General features: G+C 71.1%; 12 protein-coding genes and 4 pseudogenes. 12 read left to right on the top strand and 4 right to left on the bottom strand.

Features of this window, described 5'->3' with window-relative positions; translation table 11 throughout:
* Positions 1 to 49: 49 nt before the first annotated feature.
* Together CJ022_RS15595 and CJ022_RS17600 are read right to left on the bottom strand one after the other, a co-directional pair.
* Positions 50 to 649: a TlpA family protein disulfide reductase gene (locus CJ022_RS15595; protein ID WP_101927522.1), complete on the bottom strand. Its 600-nt coding sequence runs from the start codon at positions 647 to 649 to the stop codon at positions 50 to 52.
* Positions 646 to 2995, bottom strand: a pseudogene (locus CJ022_RS17600) (protein-disulfide reductase DsbD family protein). The gene CJ022_RS15595 and the pseudogene CJ022_RS17600 overlap by 4 nt, the downstream one beginning before the upstream one ends.
* A 310-nt stretch (positions 2996 to 3305) precedes the next feature.
* Here CJ022_RS17600 and CJ022_RS15605 point away from each other — a divergent pair.
* From CJ022_RS15605 to groL, 3 genes are all read left to right on the top strand, one after another.
* Positions 3306 to 3794, top strand: a complete 489-nt coding sequence (locus CJ022_RS15605) for an acyloxyacyl hydrolase (RefSeq protein ID WP_101927523.1) — start codon at positions 3306 to 3308, stop codon at positions 3792 to 3794.
* A gap of 183 nt (positions 3795 to 3977) precedes the next feature.
* Positions 3978 to 4268, top strand: coding sequence for a co-chaperone GroES (gene groES / locus CJ022_RS15610; RefSeq protein ID WP_101927524.1), 291 nt, complete (start codon positions 3978 to 3980; stop codon positions 4266 to 4268).
* Positions 4269 to 4365: 97 nt separating this feature from the next.
* Positions 4366 to 5928: a chaperonin GroEL gene (gene groL, locus CJ022_RS15615; protein WP_101927525.1), complete on the top strand. Its 1563-nt coding sequence runs from the start codon at positions 4366 to 4368 to the stop codon at positions 5926 to 5928.
* A 279-nt stretch (positions 5929 to 6207) separates the two neighbouring features.
* On the opposite strand, the gene CJ022_RS17605 is transcribed toward groL, so the two are convergent.
* Entirely contained in the window at positions 6208 to 7137 is a 930-nt protein-coding gene (locus tag CJ022_RS17605) for a hypothetical protein (RefSeq protein WP_233198828.1), read from the bottom strand.
* On the opposite strand from CJ022_RS17605, the gene CJ022_RS17610 reads away from it, so the two are divergent.
* Together CJ022_RS17610 and CJ022_RS15625 are read left to right on the top strand one after the other, a co-directional pair.
* A complete protein-coding gene (locus CJ022_RS17610; protein WP_233198829.1) occupies positions 7103 to 8395 on the top strand; it encodes a hypothetical protein in 1293 nt (430 codons plus the stop codon). The genes CJ022_RS17605 and CJ022_RS17610 overlap by 35 nt on opposite strands.
* A gap of 243 nt (positions 8396 to 8638) precedes the next feature.
* Positions 8639 to 9712, top strand: a complete 1074-nt coding sequence (locus CJ022_RS15625; RefSeq protein ID WP_101927526.1) for a 3-deoxy-7-phosphoheptulonate synthase — start codon at positions 8639 to 8641, stop codon at positions 9710 to 9712.
* Between the two features lie 185 nt (positions 9713 to 9897).
* Here the strand turns inward: CJ022_RS15625 and CJ022_RS15630 are convergent, their stop codons facing one another.
* A complete protein-coding gene (locus CJ022_RS15630; RefSeq protein WP_255407592.1) occupies positions 9898 to 11100 on the bottom strand; it encodes a BaiN/RdsA family NAD(P)/FAD-dependent oxidoreductase in 1203 nt (400 codons plus the stop codon).
* A 167-nt stretch (positions 11101 to 11267) separates the two neighbouring features.
* On the opposite strand from CJ022_RS15630, the gene CJ022_RS15635 reads away from it, so the two are divergent.
* From CJ022_RS15635 to rpoH, 7 genes and pseudogenes are all read left to right on the top strand, one after another.
* Positions 11268 to 12482, top strand: coding sequence for an NAD(P)/FAD-dependent oxidoreductase (locus CJ022_RS15635; RefSeq protein WP_101927528.1), 1215 nt, complete (start codon positions 11268 to 11270; stop codon positions 12480 to 12482).
* Positions 12483 to 12527: 45 nt separating this feature from the next.
* A pseudogene (locus tag CJ022_RS17325) lies at positions 12528 to 12791 on the top strand (GIY-YIG nuclease family protein); the annotation flags it as partial.
* Between the two features lie 147 nt (positions 12792 to 12938).
* Positions 12939 to 13292: pseudogene (locus CJ022_RS17330) on the top strand (GNAT family N-acetyltransferase); the annotation flags it as partial.
* A 61-nt stretch (positions 13293 to 13353) separates the two neighbouring features.
* A complete protein-coding gene (locus tag CJ022_RS15645; protein ID WP_101927530.1) occupies positions 13354 to 14481 on the top strand; it encodes a UDP-N-acetylglucosamine--N-acetylmuramyl-(pentapeptide) pyrophosphoryl-undecaprenol N-acetylglucosamine transferase in 1128 nt (375 codons plus the stop codon).
* A pseudogene (locus CJ022_RS15650) lies at positions 14478 to 16068 on the top strand (phytoene desaturase family protein). The gene CJ022_RS15645 and the pseudogene CJ022_RS15650 overlap by 4 nt, the downstream one beginning before the upstream one ends.
* Positions 16069 to 16343: 275 nt before the next feature.
* Complete coding sequence (gene glnE, locus CJ022_RS15655) at positions 16344 to 19124, top strand: bifunctional [glutamate--ammonia ligase]-adenylyl-L-tyrosine phosphorylase/[glutamate--ammonia-ligase] adenylyltransferase (protein ID WP_101927531.1); 2781 nt, start codon at positions 16344 to 16346, stop codon at positions 19122 to 19124.
* 348 nt (positions 19125 to 19472) lie between these two features.
* Complete coding sequence (gene rpoH / locus CJ022_RS15660; protein WP_101927532.1) at positions 19473 to 20351, top strand: RNA polymerase sigma factor RpoH; 879 nt, start codon at positions 19473 to 19475, stop codon at positions 20349 to 20351.
* Positions 20352 to 20394: the final 43 nt, after the last annotated feature.

The following is a 20394-nucleotide window of genomic DNA, read 5'->3' on the forward strand; positions in this document are numbered from 1 at the left end:
CAGTTCGCCGACGTTTGACGATTTTAAACGAGCGTTTGAGTTGCGTCGGTCAGTCGGCGACCCAGCCGTCGATCTCGCCGTGTTCGAACGGCCCGATCCGCTGCTTCAGCAGCACGCCCTCGGCCGAGACGAGCGCGGTATAGGGCAGCACGCCGCGCGGATTACCCAGCCGCACGCCGGCGTCGGCGGTGCCGGGTGCGTCGATCGCGATCCGGTACTCGACCGGCACCCGCTGCAGGAAGGCGCGGACGGCCTCGGCATCGTCGAGCGCGATCCCCAGCACCTGGACGCCGTTCGCGCCCTGTTCGCGGGCGAAGCGGTCGAGCTCCGGCATTTCCTCGATGCAGGGGCCGCACCAGCTGGCCCACAGGTTGATCAGCACGGGGCGGCCGGCGTAGTCGCCCGGCAGGCGGACCAGCGGGCCCTCGAGCGCGGCGACCTCGATCGCCGGGATCGCCTCGCCGCGGTTCGCCATGGTCACCCCGGCCGGGGGCGCCGGTGCGGCCGCGCGGATCGCGTCGTTGTACAGGCGCTGTCCGGTCTCGGTGCCGAGCAGCGGGCCGGGCCCTCCGACGAACAGGCTGACCAGCACGCCGAGGCCGCCGGCCAGCACCGCGATGACCACCACGACCCATGGCCCGAACTTCATCGCGCCGCCTCCAGCGCGTCGACGACGATCGCGTCGCTGAGCACCGGCGGCAGCACCGCACCCGCGCCGCCGCCGGCCGGGTACACCACGTACAGCGGCACCCCGACCGCGCCGTGGGCCTCGAGGAAGGCGCCGATCTCCGCATCGACATTGGTCCAGTCGCCGACCATGTAGGTCGCGCCGGCGCCGGCGAGCGCGTCATGGAAGACGGCGCCCGACAGCACCCGGCGTTCGTTGGCCTTGCAGGTGACGCACCAGTCGGCGGTCATGTTGACGAAGACCGGCGTGCCGGCAGCGCGCAGCGCCTGCAGGCGGTCGGCGGAATAGGCGACCTGTGCGCTGTCGGTCGGCGCCAGCGCCGCCGGTGGCGGCAGGCGCGAGACCGCGACGACCGGCAGCACGAGGGCCGCGCACACGAACGCCAGCGCGAGACCGCGGGCGAGCCCGCCACCGGTCCAGCGGCGCCGCTCGAACCACCACAGGCCCAGCGCGAACAGCGTCAGGCCGGCGAGCAGCAGGCCCATCGCATCCACGCCGCGCTGCTTGCCGAGCACCCAGGCCAGCCAGAGCGCGGTCAGGTACATCGGAAACGCCAGCAGCTGCTTCAGGGTCTCCATCCAGGCGCCGGGTTTCGGCAGGCGGTCGGCCAGCGCCGGGACCAGGCCGATGACCAGGAACGGCAGTGCCAGGCCGAGGCCGAGCATCAGGAAGACGGCCAGCGCCATCGGCGCCGACGCGGTAAAGGCGAACGCCAGTGCGCCGCCCATGAACGGCGCGATGCACGGGCTGGCGACGACGCAGGCCAGCACGCCGGTGAAGAAGTCGCCGGCCGGCCCGGTGCGCGCCGCGAGCGACTGGCCGAGGTTGCCGACCCGCCCGCCGAGCGTGAACACACCCGACAGGCTCAGGCCGACCGCGAACATCAGATAGACCAGCGCTGCGACGAAGCCCGGCTGCTGCAGCTGGAAGCCCCAGCCCGCCGCCTGTCCGGCCGCGCGCAGGCCGATGACCAGCGCGCCGATCGCGGCGAACGCGGTCAGCACGCCCGCCGTGTACCAGAGCGCATGGCGCCGCGCGCTGGCACGACTGCCGCCGCTCTGCGCGAGCCCGAGCACCTTCAGCGACAGGATCGGCAGCACGCAGGGCATGAGGTTGAGGATCAGGCCGCCGAGCAGCGCGAGCCCGAGCGCCGCGAACAGGCCGCTGCCGACGGTGGCGACCGGTGGGCGCGTGCGCGCGGCGTTGTGATCGGCGGTGGTGCCGGGTGCGCCGTCGAGCGCGGCACCGGCGGGGCTTGCGCCGGCGTCTGCACGGGCCACGCCGTCCGCGGCAGGCGCGGCCGCGACCGGCAAGGCCACGCCGCCGGTGGCGGCCGACGGCAGGGCGGCGATGTCGCTGCCGCCGGCGGGGGGTGGTCGCCTCCGCGTCGGATGCCTTGACGCGCCCGGCGGGCAGCGACACCGGCACGGTGCGCGTCATCGGCGGATAGCAGATGCCATCGGCCTGGCAGCCCTGGAAGGTCGCGATGACAGTGACGTCGGCCGCGTCGGCGCGGGTCCGCACCAGCGGCAGCGGCACGTCGACCTGGTCGAAATACACGGTGACGTCGCCGAAATGCGCGTCGTGGTGCGCCTTGCCGGGCGGCCAGCGCGGCGCGCCGGCGCGGATGCCGTCGGCGCCGGCGATGCGGAATTCGTTGCGGTCCTGGTAGAGGTAGTAACCGCGGGCCGGGGTGAAGCGCAGCAGCACGGTGTCGCCGTCCCCCGCGATCGCTTCGAAGCCGAAGGCCTGCTCCGGCGGCAGCGCGTCGCCAACACCGAGCAGCGTCGGCGCTGCACCCGGCGCACCCGCCGCGCTGCCGAGCGTGCGGCCGAGCGCGGCGAAACCGCGGTCGGCGGCGCCGGTCGCTGGCGGCAGCGCGACCTGCAGCGTGCGCGTCTGCGGCGGATAGCAGATGCCCAGATCCGCGCAGCCCTGGTACTTGACCTCCAGCGCGACACGGCGGATCCCATCCGCGGCCTGCCCGGGCAGCGTGGCGACGAGCGCGCCGCGATAGGTCTCGACATCGCCGAAGAACTCGTCGTGATGCTTGCGGCCGTCGGGCAGTTGCAGGGTCGCCGCGCCGAAATCGCCGGCCGGCACCCGTGCCGCGGTGCGGTGCCGGTAGAGGTAGTAGCCGTCGGCGATCCGCCAGCGGATCTCGATCCTGTCCCGGCCCACCGCCTGTGCGGAGACCGACAGCGCCTCGTCGACCGGCAGCACATCGTCGAAATCGATCGCCAGCGCCGGCGCCGCGGCGAACAGCAGCAGGGCCAGGGCGACCAGGCGGCGACAGCGATGCAGCAGGCCGGCGCATCGAAGCGCGCCATGCGGCGGACGGGCACGGTGGGGCTGGAATCGCGCGACGGCAGGGGCTGCGCTGGCAGGGAAAGACGGTGTCATCGCCCCAGTATCGCAGGCCGGTTCCGTCGGCGCGGCCTGCCCGGTCCCCGCGATTCGGGTCCGGCTCAGCCGTTCGCCGTCGGCGGCGCGTGGACCCGCGCTGCCCCCTGTCGCCACACGACGAACGGTGCGTCCCGATCCTGCCGCGCACGCCGGCCTGTCAATTACTGAACTGACCGGTATTATTACGGATCGCCAGACGCCGCCCCCGACCATGACACTTCACACCCTCCGCTTTGCGCTGTGTGCCGCGCTCCTCGCCGCCGCGCCCCTGTCCGCCGTCGCCCAGGCGCCGATCGAAGTCGGCGCCGGTGCATCGGCGACCCGCGACAACACGACGACCTTCGTCGCCTCCGTGGCCTGGTTGCCCGAGTGGCGCCGCACCGCCAACGGCGCGCTGCGCTGGGATGTCGGCGCCATCTACGTCAACGGGCGCGACAACACCCGCTTCGATCTCGAAGAAGACGCCGGTGTCGTCCACGGCGGCCTGCGCTACGAACGCGACAACGGTTTCGTCGCCGGCTTCGGTGCGGGCGTGCAGTTCGGCAGGACCGACGCGCTGTCGGGCAATCCGCAGTTCGTCAGCACCGTTGGGTGGCGCTGGCAGCGCTTCGCGCTGCTCGCGCGGCACATCTCCAACGCCAGCCTGCATCAGCCCAACGACGGCGAGACGATGCTCCTGGCGACCTGGCGTTTCCGCTGACGGCCCCGGCCACCTGCCGGCGCCGATCTGCGCCGGCCCCCTTGTAAGCCGACCCCGCGTCCCCATCTCCGAGCGGTCCCGGCGTTCCGGGCTTTCTGCATCCGCGGTTCTGGCAGTCGCCCTGTGCGAGTGCTAAAATCGCCATCTGTTTTCTTCACAATCAATCACTTAGAGAGGGTTGAAATGAGCAATCTGAAGCCGCTGTACGACCGCATCGTGATCAAGCCGATCGAAGCCGAGGAAAAGTCGGCGGGCGGCATCCTGATCCCCGACAACGCCAAGGAAAAGCCCACCAAGGGTGAAGTCGTCGCCGTCGGCGAAGGCAAGGCCCTCGACAACGGCAGCCTCCGCGCGCCGAAGGTCAAGGTCGGCGACCAGGTCATCTACGGCCAGTACTCGGGCAGCGCCTACAAGGCCGATGGCATCGAATACAAGATCGTCAAGGAAGACGACATCCTCGCGATCGTCGGTTGATCCGCGGCGGGCACCGTGCCCGCGCGACTCCCTGATCGCCTCCGGCGGGCGCTGCCCGCCAGTCCCACCCCAATTCAACTTCTGAGGTAATACCGCAATGGCTGCGAAGGAAATCCGCTTCGGCGAAGACGCGCGTTCCAAGATGGTGCGCGGCGTGAACGTGCTCGCCAATGCCGTCAAGGCAACCCTGGGCCCGAAGGGCCGCAACGTCGTGCTCGAGAAGAGCTTCGGCGCGCCGACGATCACCAAGGACGGCGTGTCCGTCGCGAAGGAAATCGAGCTGGCCGACAAGTTCGAGAACATGGGCGCGCAGATGGTGAAGGAAGTCGCGTCCAAGACCTCCGACAACGCCGGTGACGGCACCACCACCGCGACCGTGCTGGCGCAGGCGCTGATCCGCGAAGGCTCCAAGGCCGTTGCGGCCGGCATGAACCCGATGGACCTCAAGCGCGGCATCGACAAGGCCGTCGTGGCCGCCGTCGCCGAGCTCAAGAAGCTGTCCAAGCCGACGGCCGACGACAAGGCGATCGCCCAGGTCGGCACGATCTCCGCCAACTCGGACGAGTCGATCGGCACGATCATCGCCGACGCGATGAAGAAGGTCGGCAAGGAAGGCGTGATCACGGTCGAAGAAGGCTCGGGCCTGGACAACGAGCTCGACGTCGTCGAGGGCATGCAGTTCGACCGCGGCTACCTGTCGCCGTACTTCGTCAACAACCAGCAGTCGATGTCGGCCGAGCTGGATGACCCCTTCATCCTGCTGTACGACAAGAAGATCTCGAACGTCCGTGACCTGCTGCCCGTGCTCGAAGGCGTGGCCAAGGCCGGCAAGCCGCTGCTGATCGTCGCCGAGGAAGTCGAAGGCGAAGCGCTGGCGACCCTGGTCGTCAACACGATCCGCGGCATCGTCAAGGTCTGCGCCGTCAAGGCGCCGGGCTTCGGCGACCGTCGCAAGGCGATGCTCGAAGACATGGCCACCCTGACCGGCGGCACCGTGATCTCCGAGGAAGTCGGCCTGACGCTCGAGAAGGCGACCATCGCCGACCTCGGTCGCGCCAAGAAGATCCAGGTCTCGAAGGAGAACACCACGATCATCGACGGCGCCGGCGACACCTCGTCGATCGAAGGCCGCATCAAGCAGATCAAGGCCCAGATCGAGGACACCTCGTCCGATTACGACCGCGAGAAGCTGCAGGAGCGCGTGGCCAAGCTGGCCGGCGGCGTTGCGGTGATCAAGGTCGGTGCCTCGACCGAGATCGAGATGAAGGAAAAGAAGGCCCGCGTCGAAGACGCCCTGCACGCCACGCGTGCAGCGGTCGAAGAAGGCGTGGTCCCCGGTGGTGGCGTGGCGCTGGTGCGCGCGCTGCAGGCGATCGGCGAGCTCAAGGGCGCGAACGAAGACCAGAACCACGGCATCATCATCGCCCTGCGTGCGATGGAAGCGCCGCTGCGCGAGATCGTCACCAACTGCGGTGAAGAGCCGAGCGTCTTCGGCATTCTGGACCCGACCAAGGTCACGCGTTCGGCGCTGCAGAACGCAGCCTCGATCGCCGGTCTGATGATCACGACCGAAGCGATGGTCGCCGAGCTGCCGAAGAAGGAAGAGCCGGCGATGCCGGGCGGCGGCGGCATGGGCGGCATGGGCGGCATGGATTTCTGATCCCGCCCCATCCCGTTGCACCGTGAGACGAGAAACCCCGCCGAAAGGCGGGGTTTTTTCTTTGGCGCCAGAGACGCCGCGGCGGTCGCCGTGCGTCGGCGGCGAAGGCCGGACGCGTTCGATCACCGCGGAAGGCGTTCCCGCGCACGCCGCGCGCATCGCCCGTCGCCCCGGATGTCCCGCCACCGTGGGGCGTGCGCGGATCGTGCGCGCGGGGGCAATGAAGCGGCCGCAGCCGCGCCTTGGGTGGGCTTGCACGCATCACCGTGCAGGCGACCGTCACCGCCGATCGGCGATGCTGGTGCCATGTCCACCGCTCCTGCCCACTGGATCCGCGCCCATCGGCGCGGCCTGCGTCGTGCCGCGCTCGTCGCGGTCGTGCTGTACGGGCTGTACCTGATCGCCGCCAACGTCTTCCTCAATACCGCGCTCGGCGAGTCGGTGATCAACCGCAAGCCGGAGCGCTACCACGCGCAGTGGGACTGGGCGATGAGCCTGTATCCCGGTCACATCCATGCGCGCGGCATCCTCATGGGCGGGCATGCGCGCACCACGCGCTGGACCGCCGCCGCGCCCGTCGCCGACGGCCGGATCAAGCTGCTGCCGCTGCTGGCGAAGCAGGTGCGCTTCGGCACGATCGATGCGCGCGACGTCTCGGTCTTCGTCGGGCGCGCGTCCATAGACCTGCCGTCGACGAAGCGGCCCGGCAAGTCGCCGTGGGTCTTCCATTTCGATGCGATCACCACGCCCAGCCTGCGGCGTCTGGATTTCTACGAGGCGCGCGTGACCGGCACCGGCGAGGCGCGGTTCGCGTTCGCCAAGACGCTGGCCGGTGGCCCGATGGAAGTGCGGCCCTCGTCGCTGACGATGCCCGACGCCGCGCTGTCGGTCGCGGGCATCACGTTGACCGAGGACGCGCAGCTCGACTTCGACATCGCCATCCCGCCGCACCTGCGCGAGCAGGCGGAAGGCGAGGAGAAGCTGGTCCTGCTCGATGCGCACCTGCGTGTCGACGGCCGCGCGCCCGGCATCGACCTGGAGGCGCGCGACGACCAGGCCCTGCCGATCGCCGTCCGCGCCGAAGCCGGCCGCGTGAGCGCCGATCTGACGATGGAACGCGGCGTGCTGATGCCGGGCAGCCGGCTCGACTGGGCGACGCAGGTGCTGGGCCGCGATGCGGACGGCGCTGCGCGTGGATCGCAGCGGCATCGCGGTCGCCGCGCGCGTGCCGCCGCAGGACGAGAATCCCACCCGCCTGCGCGCCGATCTGCAGGTCGAGGACCGCCGCATCGATCCCGACGACTGGCTCGCGCCGGTGCGGGCGTTGTCGGGTACGGTCGACCTGCAGTGGCGCTTCGCGAGCCTGCGGTGGATCGACGCGATGCTGACCGGGCAGGGCTGGCTGACGCTCGACGGCGCGGCCGACATCGAGGCCGATCTGCGACTCGACCACGGCGAGATCGTCGAGGGCAGCACGTTCGCGATTCCCGCCGCGCAGATGCGCGCCGGCATCCTGGACAACGTCTTCACCGGGACCGCGCACGCGGCCGGCCGGGTGACGCGCGACGCCGATGCGGGCCTGCGCACGGCGATCGACATCGTCGCGGACCGCTTCGCGCTCGCGTCCGGCGCGGCGCCCGACACGCTGTACCTGCGCGGTCGCGACCTGCGCCTGGATCTCGTGTCGACCGGCGACCTCGCGCGGTTCCACGAGGACCTGCAGGCGCGGCTGCGTTTCGACGATGCCGAAGTCCCGGATCTGCGGGCCTACAACCGCTACCTGCCCGAACGCAGTGCGCGCCTGCTCGGCGGGACGGGTGCGGCGAGCGGCGACCTGTCGCTCGATGCGGCCGGCGAGATGGTCACCGGGCGCGTGCAGTTGCAGGGCGAACAGGCGCGCATCGCACTCGGGCCGTCGCGCCTGTCGGGCAACCTGCAGATCGACAGCCGGCTGGCGCGCTTGCAGAAGACCGGACGCCGCTACGCGCTGGAAGGTTTCGATCTGCGCGTCGACGGCGTGCGCGTCGAGGGCGGCGACGATGCGCTGTGGTGGGCGCGCTTCGGGCTCGACGATGCCACGCTGGACTGGCGCGAGCCGCTGCAGATCGATGGCCGCGGACGCCTCGACATGAAGGACGTCAGCGTGCTGCTGGACCTGTTCGCCGAGCGCAGCGCCTTTCCGCGCTGGATCGGCGACCTGGTCGATTCCGGCGAGACCCGCGCGACCGGCCGGCTGCGCATCCGCGACGACGAGGTCGTGTTCGACCGCATCGCGGCCAGCAACGACCGGATCGACCTGCAGGCGCGCCTGCGCATCGCCGGCGGCGATCCGACCGGCGATCTCTATGCGCGCTGGGGCGTGCTCGGGCTCGGCGTCGAACTCGACGACGGCGATCGTACGCTGCACGTCGCCGGTGCGCGCGACTGGTACGAGTCGCGGCCCGCGCTGCTGCCCGATGCCGACTGAAGCGCCGGCCCGGCTGCAGCTGGTCGCAGATGAAACGGTAGGCGTCGCGGGCGACGCGTGGTATCAAGTCCGCCGATGACCGCCGTCCGCGCCCGCTCGTATTGGTACGCACGATTCCCGACCCTCCGGCGGAGGACGGCGTGCGCGTGACCTGAGCAACGGTTCAGACGCATCCCGACAGCCGCCAGCACCCCTGGCGGTTTTTTTGTGGCCGCCATCGCCCCGATCTCCCGGAGACACCAGATGGCCCCCCATACCGACGATCTGCGCATCCGCGCCCTGCAACCGCTGGCCACGCCGGCCGCACTGCTCGACGCGCTGCCCTGCGACGAACTCGCCTCGACCACCGTGGCCGATGCACGCGAGGCCTGCCACGCCATCCTCCACGGCCACGACGACCGGCTGATCGTCGTCGTCGGTCCGTGTTCGATCCACGATCCCGAGGCCGCGCTGGACTACGCGCGTCGCCTGCAGCCCTTGCGCGCGCAACTCGGCGATGCGCTGGAACTGGTGATGCGGGTGTACTTCGAAAAACCGCGCACGACGATCGGCTGGAAGGGCCTGATCAACGATCCCGGACTGGACGGCAGCTTCCGCATCAACGACGGCCTGCGGCTGGCGCGCGGTCTGCTGCGCGACATCAACCGGCTCGGCCTGCCCGCCGGGGTCGAATTCCTCGACACGATCTCGCCGCAGTACCTCGCCGATCTCGTGGCCTGGGGCGCGATCGGGGCGCGCACGACCGAGAGCCAGGTGCATCGCGAGATGGCGTCGGGGCTGTCGTGTCCGGTCGGCTTCAAGAACGGCACCGGCGGGGACGTGCGCATCGCCGTCGACGCGGTCGGCGCGGCATCGCATCCGCATCATTTCCTGGCCGTGACCAAGGACGGCCGCAGCGCGATCGCCACGACGGCCGGCAATCCGGATTGCCACGTGATCCTGCGCGGCGGCGTCCAGCCGAACTACGACGCGGCGCATGTCGATGCGGCGGCGCAGGTGCTGGTCGCGCAGGGGTTACGGCCGGCGCTGATGATCGACGCCAGTCATGCCAACAGCGGCAAGCGGCACGAGAACCAGCCGGCGGTCGTCGACGACATCGCGCGCCAGCTCGCCGGCGGCGAGGGCCGAATCGTCGGCGTGATGATCGAAAGCCATCTCGTCGCCGGCAAGCAGGCGCTGGTGCCGGGGCAGGCGCTGGTCTACGGCCAGAGCATCACCGACGGTTGCATCGACTGGGCGACCACGCGCGTGGTGCTGGACCGGCTGGCGGCGGCCGTGCGGGCGCGCCGCGCACGGGCGGACGCACAGGCAGCGTGATGCGTGCGGCCTTTCGGTCGCGTCAGCGCGTGGCGATGGAAGGCCGTTAGACGCCTGTCGCGCGCAAGCGCGCTTTTCCACGTCTGCATTGGGGGTGGGTCTGGCGCCGAGGCGCATTCGAAAGAAGTCCAGCCGGCGCGCCTGCAAGCGCATTGCCGAATCGGGAACCAACGACACACGCCGCGTCAGGCGACCTCGCCGGCCGCCACGCCCGACGCCCAGGCCCACTGGAAGTTGTAGCCGCCGAGCCAGCCGGTCACGTCGAGCACTTCGCCGACGAAGTACAGCCCCGGCACGTGCCGCGATTCCATCGTCCGCGACGACACGCTGTTCGTGTCGACACCGCCCAGCGTCACTTCGGCCGTGCGGTAGCCCTCGGTGCCGCTGGCGACCAGCGGCCAGGCCTGCAGCAGCGCGGCGGTGTCCTGCAGCTGCGGCGGGGTGTACTGCTTCATCGGCCGGTTGGCGATCCACACCTCGCACAGGCGCTGGGCGAAGCGGCGCGGCATCAGGTCGGCGAGCACGTTCTTGAGCTCGGTGCCCGGACGCTCCGCCTGCTGCGCCTGCAGCCACGCCAGCGCATCACGTCCGGGCAGCAGGTCGAGGCGCAGAGCGTCGCCGGGCTGCCAGTAGGAGGAGATCTGCAGGATCGCCGGGCCGCTGAGGCCGCGATGGGTGATCAGCATGCGGTTGCGGAAGTTCGCACCGTTGCAACCGGCCTCGACGTCGAGCGCGACGCCCGAGAGCGCACCCAGCCGTTCCTGGTGCTTGCCGCTGAGCGTCAGCGGCACCAGGCCGGCGCGCGTGGGCAGCAGGGTATGGCCGAACTGCTGGGCGACGTCGTAACCGAACCCGGTCGCGCCCATGCTCGGGATCGACAGGCCGCCGGTCGCGACGATCAGCGACGCGCAGCGCAGCGTGCCGATCGCGGTGTCGAGCACGAAGCCGCCATCGCCGCGACGCGGCGGCTGCACCGCGCAGTGCGTGCGCACCTCCACGCCCGCCCCGTCAGCTTCGTCGAGCAGCAGCTGCACGATCTGCTTCGACGCGCCGTCACAGAACAGCTGGCCCAGTTCCTTCTCGTGCCAGGCGATGCCGTGGCGATCGACGAGGTCGATGAAATCCTGCGGCGTGTAGCGCGCCAGCGCCGACTTGCAGAAATGCGGATTCGCCGACAGGTACTGCGCCGGGGTAGTGCCGGTATTGGTGAAATTGCAGTGCCCGCCGCCCGACATCAGGATCTTCTTGCCGACCTTGTTCGCATGGTCGAGCACCAGCACGCGCCGGCCGCGCTGGCCCGCCGCGATCGCCGCCATCAGCCCGGCAGCGCCGGCGCCGATGACGATGACGTCCCAGTCGCCGGTGCCGGAAGGCGGTGGGTGGGTCACGGCGGAAACGGGGGAACGCGACATGCGGGCGGCGAAGGAAGCGGGGGCTGGGCAGTGTAGTGGCTGGCTCCGGGCCGGGACGCGCAGGGCCTCACCACGTCCCGCGCGCGGCCGCTATGCTCCCGCGACCCCGGCCTTCCGGTCGGCGCTGACCGAGCATGCGACCTATGGATCTGAAGAGTGGCTACCCGTACTGGGCCGTCAACAACGGCCTCATGCATGCGTTCCCGGCAATGTCCGATCACCACCGCTGCGACGTCGTCGTCGTCGGTGGCGGCATCACGGGCGCGCTGATCGCCGACGAGCTGGCCGCGCATGGCCACGAGGTCGCCGTCGTCGAGCAGCGCGACGTCGGGTGGGGCAGCACCGCCGCGAGCACCGCGCTGCTGCAGTACGAGATCGATACCCACATGGTCGATCTGGCCAGGCAGTACGGAGAGGCCGACGCGGCGCTGGCCTACCGCGCCTGCGCCGACGCGATCGGCATGCTGCACGACAGGGCCCGCGACGTGCGCGACGTCGATTTCGCCCGCAACGAGAGCCTGTACTACGCCAGCCGCCGGCGCGACGTGGCGGCCCTGCGCGAGGAGCTCGCGCTGCGCCGGCGCCATGGCTTCGACATCGACTGGCTGGCGCCGGACGACATCCGCGACCGGTTCGGATTCGACGCGCCGGCCGCGCTGCTCAGCCGGCTCGGCGCGCGCGTCGACCCGTACCGCTTCGCCTACCGGCTGCTGATGCGGCTGGAGAAGCGCGGCGCGGCCGTGTTCGACCGCACGACCATCGATGCGATCCAGGCGACGTCGCGCGGCGTGGTGCTCGAGACGCCGGCCGGCCTGCAGCTGCGCGCCAAGCACGTCGTGCTCGCGGCCGGTTACGCGAACCAGCGCTGGCTCAAGCCCAGCGTCGCGCGCAACCGCAGCAGCTACGCCTTCATCACCGATCCGATCGCCCCCGACGTGCTCGGACCGCTGGCCGACACGCTGGTATGGGAATCGGCGCGGCCCTACCTCTACCTGCGCAGCACCGGCGACGGCCGCCTGCTGATCGGCGGCGAGGACGACCACGTCGACGTGCCGGCGCGCCGCGACGCGCGCGTCGAGAAGAAGGCGCGCACGCTGCTGAAGAAGGTCGCCGCGTTGTGGCCGGACCTTGAGCTGACGCCGGCGTTCTCGTGGGCGGGCACGTTCGCCGAAACGGCCGACGGGCTGCCGTTCTTCGGCGCGCATGCCGATTCGGGCCCGCGCGTGCATTTCGCGATGGCCTACGGCGGCAACGGCATCACGTATTCGATGCTGGGCGCGGGCATCGTGCGCGCAGCGATCGAGCGCCGGTCGCATCCGCTGGCCGCCCTGTTCTCGTTCGGCCGCCTCGACCGCTGAGCACGCGGCACTTCCCGCGGCGGCGCGCGTGCGGATAATCGCGGCATGTCCGCGTCGCCGCCCTGGTTCGTCTACCTGCTCGAATGCCGCAACGGCAGCTACTACGCCGGCATCACCAACGATGTCGGCGCGCGGCTGCTCGCGCATGCCGGCGGCAAGGGCGCGAAGTACACGCGCGCCAACCCGCCGGCGCGGCTGCTGGCCACGCGCGCGTATCCGGACCGCGCCGCCGCCTCGCGCGCGGAATGGGCGCTCAAGCGCTTGCCACGCGCACGCAAGCTGGCTTTCCTGCAACCGCTCGATCCCGCTGCCGCCGGCCTGCCGCTGACGATCCGGCGCGATCCGCTCGACGATCCGCGCGTCATCGCGCTGCTGCAGTTCCACCGCCACGACATGACCCTGCATTCGCCGGCCGCCAGCATCCACGCGCTCGATGTCGCCGGCCTGCGCGCGCCGGGACTCACGTTCTGGTCGGCCTGGCGCGGCGACGACCTGCTCGGCTGCGGAGCGCTGCAGGGTCTAGGCGACGGGCAGGGCGAACTGAAGTCGATGCGGACCGTGGCCGCGGTGCAGGGGCAGGGCGTCGCGTCCGCGCTGCTGCGGCATCTGGTCGATGCGGCCTGCGCACGCGGCTGGCGCCGCCTGAGCTTGGAGACCGGTTCGGCCGCGGCTTTCGCGCCGGCGCACCGGTTGTACGCGCGCCACGGGTTCGCGGCCTGCGGCCCGTTCGGCACGTACGTGGACGATCCCTACAGCGTCTTCATGACCCGCGCGCTCGGGGACGGCCAGGACGCCGCGCTCGCCGACTGACGCGCATGGCCGGCATCCGGCGCACTGGCTATAGTGCGGCGCTGCCGTTTCGAGGTCCGCCATGTCACGTGTCTCCGCCGCTCCGCCCGCCTCCCTGCCGACGGTCGCGCTCGCCGCGGGCGGCACCGGCGGTCATCTGTTTCCCGCCGAGGCGCTCGCGCGCGAGCTGCAGGCGCGCGGACACGGCGTGGTGCTCTACACCGAGCGCCGCGGTGCCGCCTACACCCAGGCGCTCGCCGGTCTGCCGCATCCCGTGCTGCCGGCGCGCAGCCTCGACGGCGGGCTCGCCGGCAACGGCGCCGCCGCCATGACGATCCTGCGCGCGACCTGGCTGGCGCGCGCGGACATGCGCCGGCGCGATGTGCGCCTGCTGGTCGGGTTCGGCGGCTATCCGAGTTTCGCGCCGGCACTGGCGGCCAGAAGTCTCGGTTGCCCGCTGCTGCTGCACGAGCAGGGCGCGCGCCTGAGCCTGGCGAACCGCAAGCTGCTGCGCTTCGCGGACGGCGTCGCGACCTCGTTTCCGCAGACCGCCGGCCTCGACGGCATCGACGCCACGCACGTCCACGACACCGGCAATCCGGTGCGCCGCGCGATCCTCGACGCCCGCGGCGACTATCCGCCGCTGTCGGCGGACGCGCCGCTGCGCCTGCTGGTCGTCGGCGGCAGCCAGAGCGCGCGCGTCTTCGGCGAGGTCGTGCCGCCCGCGCTCGCCGCGTTGCCGGAGACGATCCGCCGTCGCCTCCAGGTCGCGCTGCAGGTCAAGGGCGACGCGGCCGACGCCATCGCTGCGACGCTGCGCGACGCCGGCATCGACGCCACCGTGCGTCCGTTCTTCGACGACATGGGTGCGCGCCTGCGCGACGCCCACCTGGTGATCACACGCGCCGGCGCGACCACGGCGGCTGACCTGCTGACCGTGGGTCGGCCGGCGATCCTCGTGCCAATTCCGCACGGCGGCTCGCGCGACGAGCAGCGTCGCAATGCCGACACGCTCGCGGCGGCCGGCGTGGGCTGGTGCGTGCCGGAACCCGAGCTGACGGTCGAGCATCTGACGCGCCTGCTCACCGAGGCCTTCGAATCGCCGCAGCGCCTGCCCGACGCCGCGCGCGCCGCGGCGGCGCTGGGCCGCCCGCAGGCCGCGTCGGCGCTGGCGGACCTCGTCGCCGCCACGCTGCGGCGCCAGGCATGAGCACGCGCCGCGACGACTGCGATGTGCTGGTCGTCGGCGGCGGCCACAACGGCCTGGTCTGCGCTGCGTATCTCGCCGGCGCCGGCCTGCGCGTGCGCGTGCTCGAGCGTCGCGCGCGCGTCGGCGGCGCGGCGGTGACCGAGGAGTTCCATCCGGGCTTCCGCAATTCGGTCGCCAGCTATACCGTCAGCCTGCTGAATCCCCAGGTCATCGCCGACCTGCGACTCGCGCAGCACGGGCTGCGCGTCGTCGAGCGGCCGTATTCGAATTTCCTGCCGCTGGCGGATGGCCGCGCGTTCCGCCTCGGCGGCGAACACGGCAGCCACGAGGTCGCACGCTGGTCGCCGCGCGACGCCGAGCGTCTGCCGCAGTACCACGCGATGCTCGACCGCGTCGTCGCGGTGTTGCGCGTGTTGATGACGCGCACGCCGCCGAACGTCAGCGACGGCTTCGTGCTCGCCGACTGGCTCAACTCCTGGGCCGTGGCCAGGGAACTGCGCCGGCTCGACATGCGCGGCCGCCGCGATCTGCTCGACCTGTTCACCAAATCCGCCGGCGAACTGCTCGACAGCTGGTTCGAGTCCGCGCCGCTGAAGGCCGCGCTGGGCTGGGATTCGGTGGTCGTTCGGCGAGGTCAACGGCAAGAGCGGTGTCTGGGGCCACGCGATCGGCGGCATGGGCGCGATCAGCGAGGCGATCGCGACCGAATGCCGCGCGCGTGGGATCGTCATCGAAACCGATGCGACGGTCGCGCAGGTGCTGGTCGAAGACGGCGCGGCGCGCGGCCGGGCCGTCGGCGTGGCGCTGGACGATGGCCGCGAGCTGCGCGCCCGCGCGGTCGTCTCCAACCTCAATCCGAAACTGCTGTACCAGCGGCTGGTGCCGCGTGACCGGCTCGACGACGACACCGCCGAGCGCATCGCGCGCTATCGCTGCGGCTCGGGCACGTTCCGCATGAACGTCGCGCTGTCCGAGCTGCCCGATTTCACTGCCGCCCCCGGCACGGCGCTGCAGCCGCATCACCAGAGCGGGATCCTGATCGGCGATTCGCTCGCCTATTTCGAACGCGCGTATTTCGATGCGAAATCGCGCGAGCACAATCCCGGCTGGTCGCGTGCACCCATCGTCGAGCTGGTGATTTCCTCGACGCTCGACGACAGCCTCGCGCCGCCGGGCCAGCACGTCGCCAGCCTGTTCTGCCAGCACGTGCATCCGGAGATGCCCGACGGCGCAGGCGGATGGGATGCCCATCGCGACACCGTCGCGCGCTTGATGATCGCGACCGTTGACGCCCGTGCGCCGAACTTCGCCCGCAGCGTGCTCGGATACAAGGCGCTGACCCCGCTGGACCTGGAGCGCCGCTTCGGCCTGGTCGGCGGCGACATCTTCCACGGCAGCCTCGGCGCCGACCAGCTGTTCAGCGCCCGGCCGCTGCTGGGCCAGGGCCATTACCGCGGCGCGCTCGACGGCCTGTATCTGTGCGGATCCGGTACCCATCCCGGCGGCGGGGTGACCGGCTTGCCGGGCCGCAACGCGGCGGGCGAGATCCTGCGCGACCTCGGCCGGCGCCGGCACGCGCCAGCCTGACGCGGCGGCCGCCTTATTGAACCGGACGGTATCGTTTTGCACTGCAGCGTGCACCCGGCTAACAGTTCTTTCACTATCGCCCTGCACCCGACGTGGGGGAGGGAGCAAGCCCGTAACCGGTTCGCCGGATGCGGGCTTTTTTATGTCTGCCGGCCGCGCTGCGCCCGGACGCGTCGCGAGGCCGGATGCGCGCGCCGCATGCCTCGACGCGCTTCTGCCGCCGCGTTGCCACATCGGCTGCGTTGTCCCGGCCGCGGCGGGCGTGATCCGATCCGATTGCCGCCCAGCTCGACGCGCATTGCGCGCGCGCGATTGCCCCGTTCGCCGACGTGCTGCGCGATGCGCCCGCCGCGCGCGCGCGTCTGCTGCGCCTCGCCCGGGTCAGCGATTTCGCGATCGAGACGTTGGTCCGCCAGCCGGACCTGCTGATCCGGCTGCTGGCCGATGACGGCGAAACGCCGGTGCCGATCCCGGTGCTGGCCGCCGACGATCGTGCGTCGTGGCCCGGCCTGCTGCGACGCTATCGTCATGCCTGTTCGACGCGGCTGGTCTGGCGTGATGTGTTCGGACTCGACACCCTCGACGTCACGCTCGCGGGTACGACCGCGCTCGCCGAAACCTGCCTGCAACGTGCGCTCGAGGCGCTGGAAACCGAGTTCGCCGCGCGCTACGGCGTGGTCCGCGACGCTGCCGGTGCGCCGGTGCGGCTGGTCGTGTTCGGACTCGGGAAGCTCGGCGGCGGCGAGCTGAATTTCAGTTCCGACGTCGATCTCGTCTACGCGTTCGAAAACGCCGGCGACAGCGACGGCCCGCGCGCGCTGGCGGCCGAGGATTACTTCACCCGCCAGGGCCAGCAACTGGCGAAGCTGCTCGACGACACGACGGCCGACGGCTTCTGCCATCGCGTCGACCTGCGGCTGCGCCCGTTCGGCAGCGCGGGCCGCATCGCGCTCGCCTTCAGCGCGATGGAGCAGTACTTCCAGCGCGAAGGTCGCGACTGGGAACGCTATGCCTGGCAGAAGGCGCGACCCGTCGCCGGCGATCTCGCCGCGGGCGAACGCTTCCTGGCCTCGCTGCGGCCCTTCATCTATCGTCGCTACCTGGACTACGGCGCGCTCGACGGCCTGCGGCAGATGAAGGCGCTGATCGAGGCCGAAGTCGCGCGCAAGGAGCTGGCGGACGACATCAAGCGCGGCGACGGCGGCATCCGCGGGATCGAGTTCCTCGCCCAGGCGCTGCAGCTGATCCGCGGCGGACGCGAACCGACCCTGCGCGAACGGCGCCTGTTGCCGGCCCTGGAGGCGCTGCATGCCGCGGGGCAGGTGTCGAGCGAAGCGCTGGCGCAGTTGATCGAGGCCTACCGTTTCCTGCGGCGGCTGGAGAACCGCCTGCAAATGCTGCGCGATGCACAAACGCACGTGCTGCCGCTCGATCCGCTGGACCGGCTGCGCATCGCCACCGGTCTGGACTACGTGGACTGGCCGGCGCTGGTGACTGATCTGAAGACACGGCGCGTCATCGTCGCCCGCGAGTTCGACGCGCTGCTGGCACGGCGCACGCGCGACAAGCCTGCGGTCGACAGCGATCTGACCGGCTACTGGCGCGGACTGCCCGACCACGGCGACGTCGTCGTGCTCGACGCGGCGGGCTTCGCCGATGCCGGCGACGTGGACGCCGCGCTGCGCGACTTCGCGCGCTCGCCCAGCGTGCGCGAGCTGTCCGACAGCGCGCGCGCACGGCTCGACCGGCTGATGCCGGTGCTGCTGCAGGCGTCCGCGCCGGCCGACCGCCCGCTGCAGGCGATCCGCCGGTTGCTGGCGCTGCTGCACAACATCCTGCGGCGGGCGAGTTATCTGGCGCTGCTCGACGAGCGGCCGGCGGCGCTGGCCCGGCTCGTCGACGTGGTCACGCGCAGCGCCTTCCTCGCCGAGCGGGTCGCGGCGCATCCGCTGCTGCTCGACGAACTCCTGGACGCGCGCGCCGAAGGCCCCTTGCCGGCGCGCGACGACATCGTCGCCGCGTGCGCCCGCGCGCTGCAGCATCCGGATCTGGAACACGGGCTGCTTTCGCTCAACGAGGCCCGGCAGCAGCTGAGCTTCCGGGTCGCGCTGGCGACGCTGGACGGCCGCCAGGCAGGTGGCGATGCGACGAGGCAACTCGCCTGGCTGGCCGACGCGGTCGTCGATGTCGTGTTGACCCTGGTGACGCGCGAGATGACCGCCGCGCACGGCAGCCTGCCCGGGGCGCGTTTCGCGATCATCGGCTACGGCAGCCTGGGCGGCGAGGAACTCGGGTTCGGTTCGGATCTGGATCTCGTGTTCCTGCACGACACGCCGGCCGATGCGCAGTCCGACGGTGCGCGCCCGCTCGACGCCCAGCGCTGGACCTCGCGGCTGGCGCAGAAGATCGTGTCGCTGCTCGGCACCGTCACCGCCGGCGGGCGCCTGTACGACGTCGACGTGCGCCTGCGCCCGGATGGCGGCAAGGGCCTGCTGGTGTCGTCGCTGGCGAGCTACGCCGAATACCAGCGCGAGCGCGCGTGGACCTGGGAGCACCAGGCGCTGGTGCGGGCACGGTGCGTGGCCGGGGAGGCGTCAATGGCGGCCGATTTCGAGCGCGTGCGGCGCGACACGCTCGCCAGGCCCCGGGCGCCGGCAGCGCTGCGCGACGACGTGGCCGCGATGCGCCGGCGCATGCGCGCCGAGCTCGATCGCGGCACCGCCGGCCGGTTCGACCTGAAACAGGGGCCGGGCGGCCTCGTCGATCTCGAATTCCTGCTGCAGTACTTGGTGTTGCGCGACAGCGCGCGGCACCCCGCGCTGCTCGAGCCGCGCGCGACCCCGGGACTGCTCGCCGCGGCCCGTAATGCCGCCCTGCTGACGGCGGACGACGGCGATGCCCTGCTGGCGGCGCACGCCACCCTGCTCGGACTCGGCCTGCAGTGCACGCTCGACCGGCGGGCACGGGTCGTGCCCGACTCCGCCGCGTTGCTGGAAGACGCCCGCGCCGCGATTCTGGCCGGCGCGCGGGCGGTGGGCCTCGCGGACGCGGAGTGACGATGCATCCATGCCCGCCGGGCACGCTGTGCGGCCTTCCGGTTTCGCGGTGACGTCATCTGCATGACCGGCGGCGGACCGGAGAGCGGGTTGGGTCGATGGGATTCATCGCGATGTCATGGCGCACGGGTGATGCTGTCGTCGGCCGCCCAACGCCGGATTACCGCTGACGCGCCATCCGGAGTGCTCGGATCCCAACTGGTTGATTCCGCAGTTGATTTTCCGGGCCCATATTTCCGAATTCGGATCCGATTGGGGAATCAAAGCTTTTTCATTCCATGAATGGAACACTCGGGAACTCCGACGGCCCTTAGCAGTCTGATAACCCGACTGCTAACATCCCTTCCCATGAGCACGCAGACGATGACCCACGCTTTGGTTGCCAACAGCCTGCCGACCCTCAGCCCGCTGGGGTCGCTGGACGCCTACATCTCCGCCGTCCACCAGATCCCGGTGCTGTCGGTCGAAGAGGAGCAGGCGCTCGCGCAGCGTTTCCGCGATCACGAAGACCTCGATGCCGCCCGCGAGCTGGTGCATTCGCACCTGCGCTTCGTCGTGCACGTCGCCCGCGGCTACAACGGCTACGGCCTGCCGCTGGGCGATCTGGTGCAGGAAGGCAACATCGGCCTGATGAAGGCCGTGAAGCGCTTCGATCCCGACGTCGGCGTGCGGCTGGTGAGCTTCGCCGTGCACTGGATCCGTGCCGAGATGCACGAGTTCATCCTGAAGAACTGGCGCATCGTCAAGGTCGCCACGACCAAGGCGCAGCGCAAGCTGTTCTTCAACCTGCGCAAGTCGAAGAAGCGTCTGGGCTGGTTGAACGCCGCCGAGGTGAAGGCAGTCGCTGCCGACCTCAACGTGTCCGAGCGCGAGGTGCTGGAGATGGAATCGCGCCTGTCCGGTCGCGACATCGGGTTCGATGCGCCCGCCGGCGAAGACGACGACAACGCGCCGCCCGCGCCGGTCGCGTATCTCGTCGCCCGCGACGAGGACCCGGCCCAGCTCTACGAGCGCACCGACAGCGAAGACAACAAGCTCGACCTGCTGCGCGAAGGCATGGCCACGCTCGATGCGCGTTCGCGCGACATCATCAGCCGCCGCTGGCTCGACGACGAGCACAAGGTCACGCTGCAGGAGCTCGCCGACGAATACGGCGTGTCCGCCGAGCGCATCCGCCAGGTCGAGGCCAACGCGCTGAAGAAGATGAAGGCGTTGTTCGTCGCCTGATCGTGTGAGCGGCACGCGGCCCCCGAAGCCCGGCCGAGTGCCG

Source organism: Luteimonas rhizosphaerae (genome assembly GCF_002849595.1).
GTDB classification, from domain to species: domain Bacteria; phylum Pseudomonadota; class Gammaproteobacteria; order Xanthomonadales; family Xanthomonadaceae; genus Luteimonas; species Luteimonas cellulosilyticus.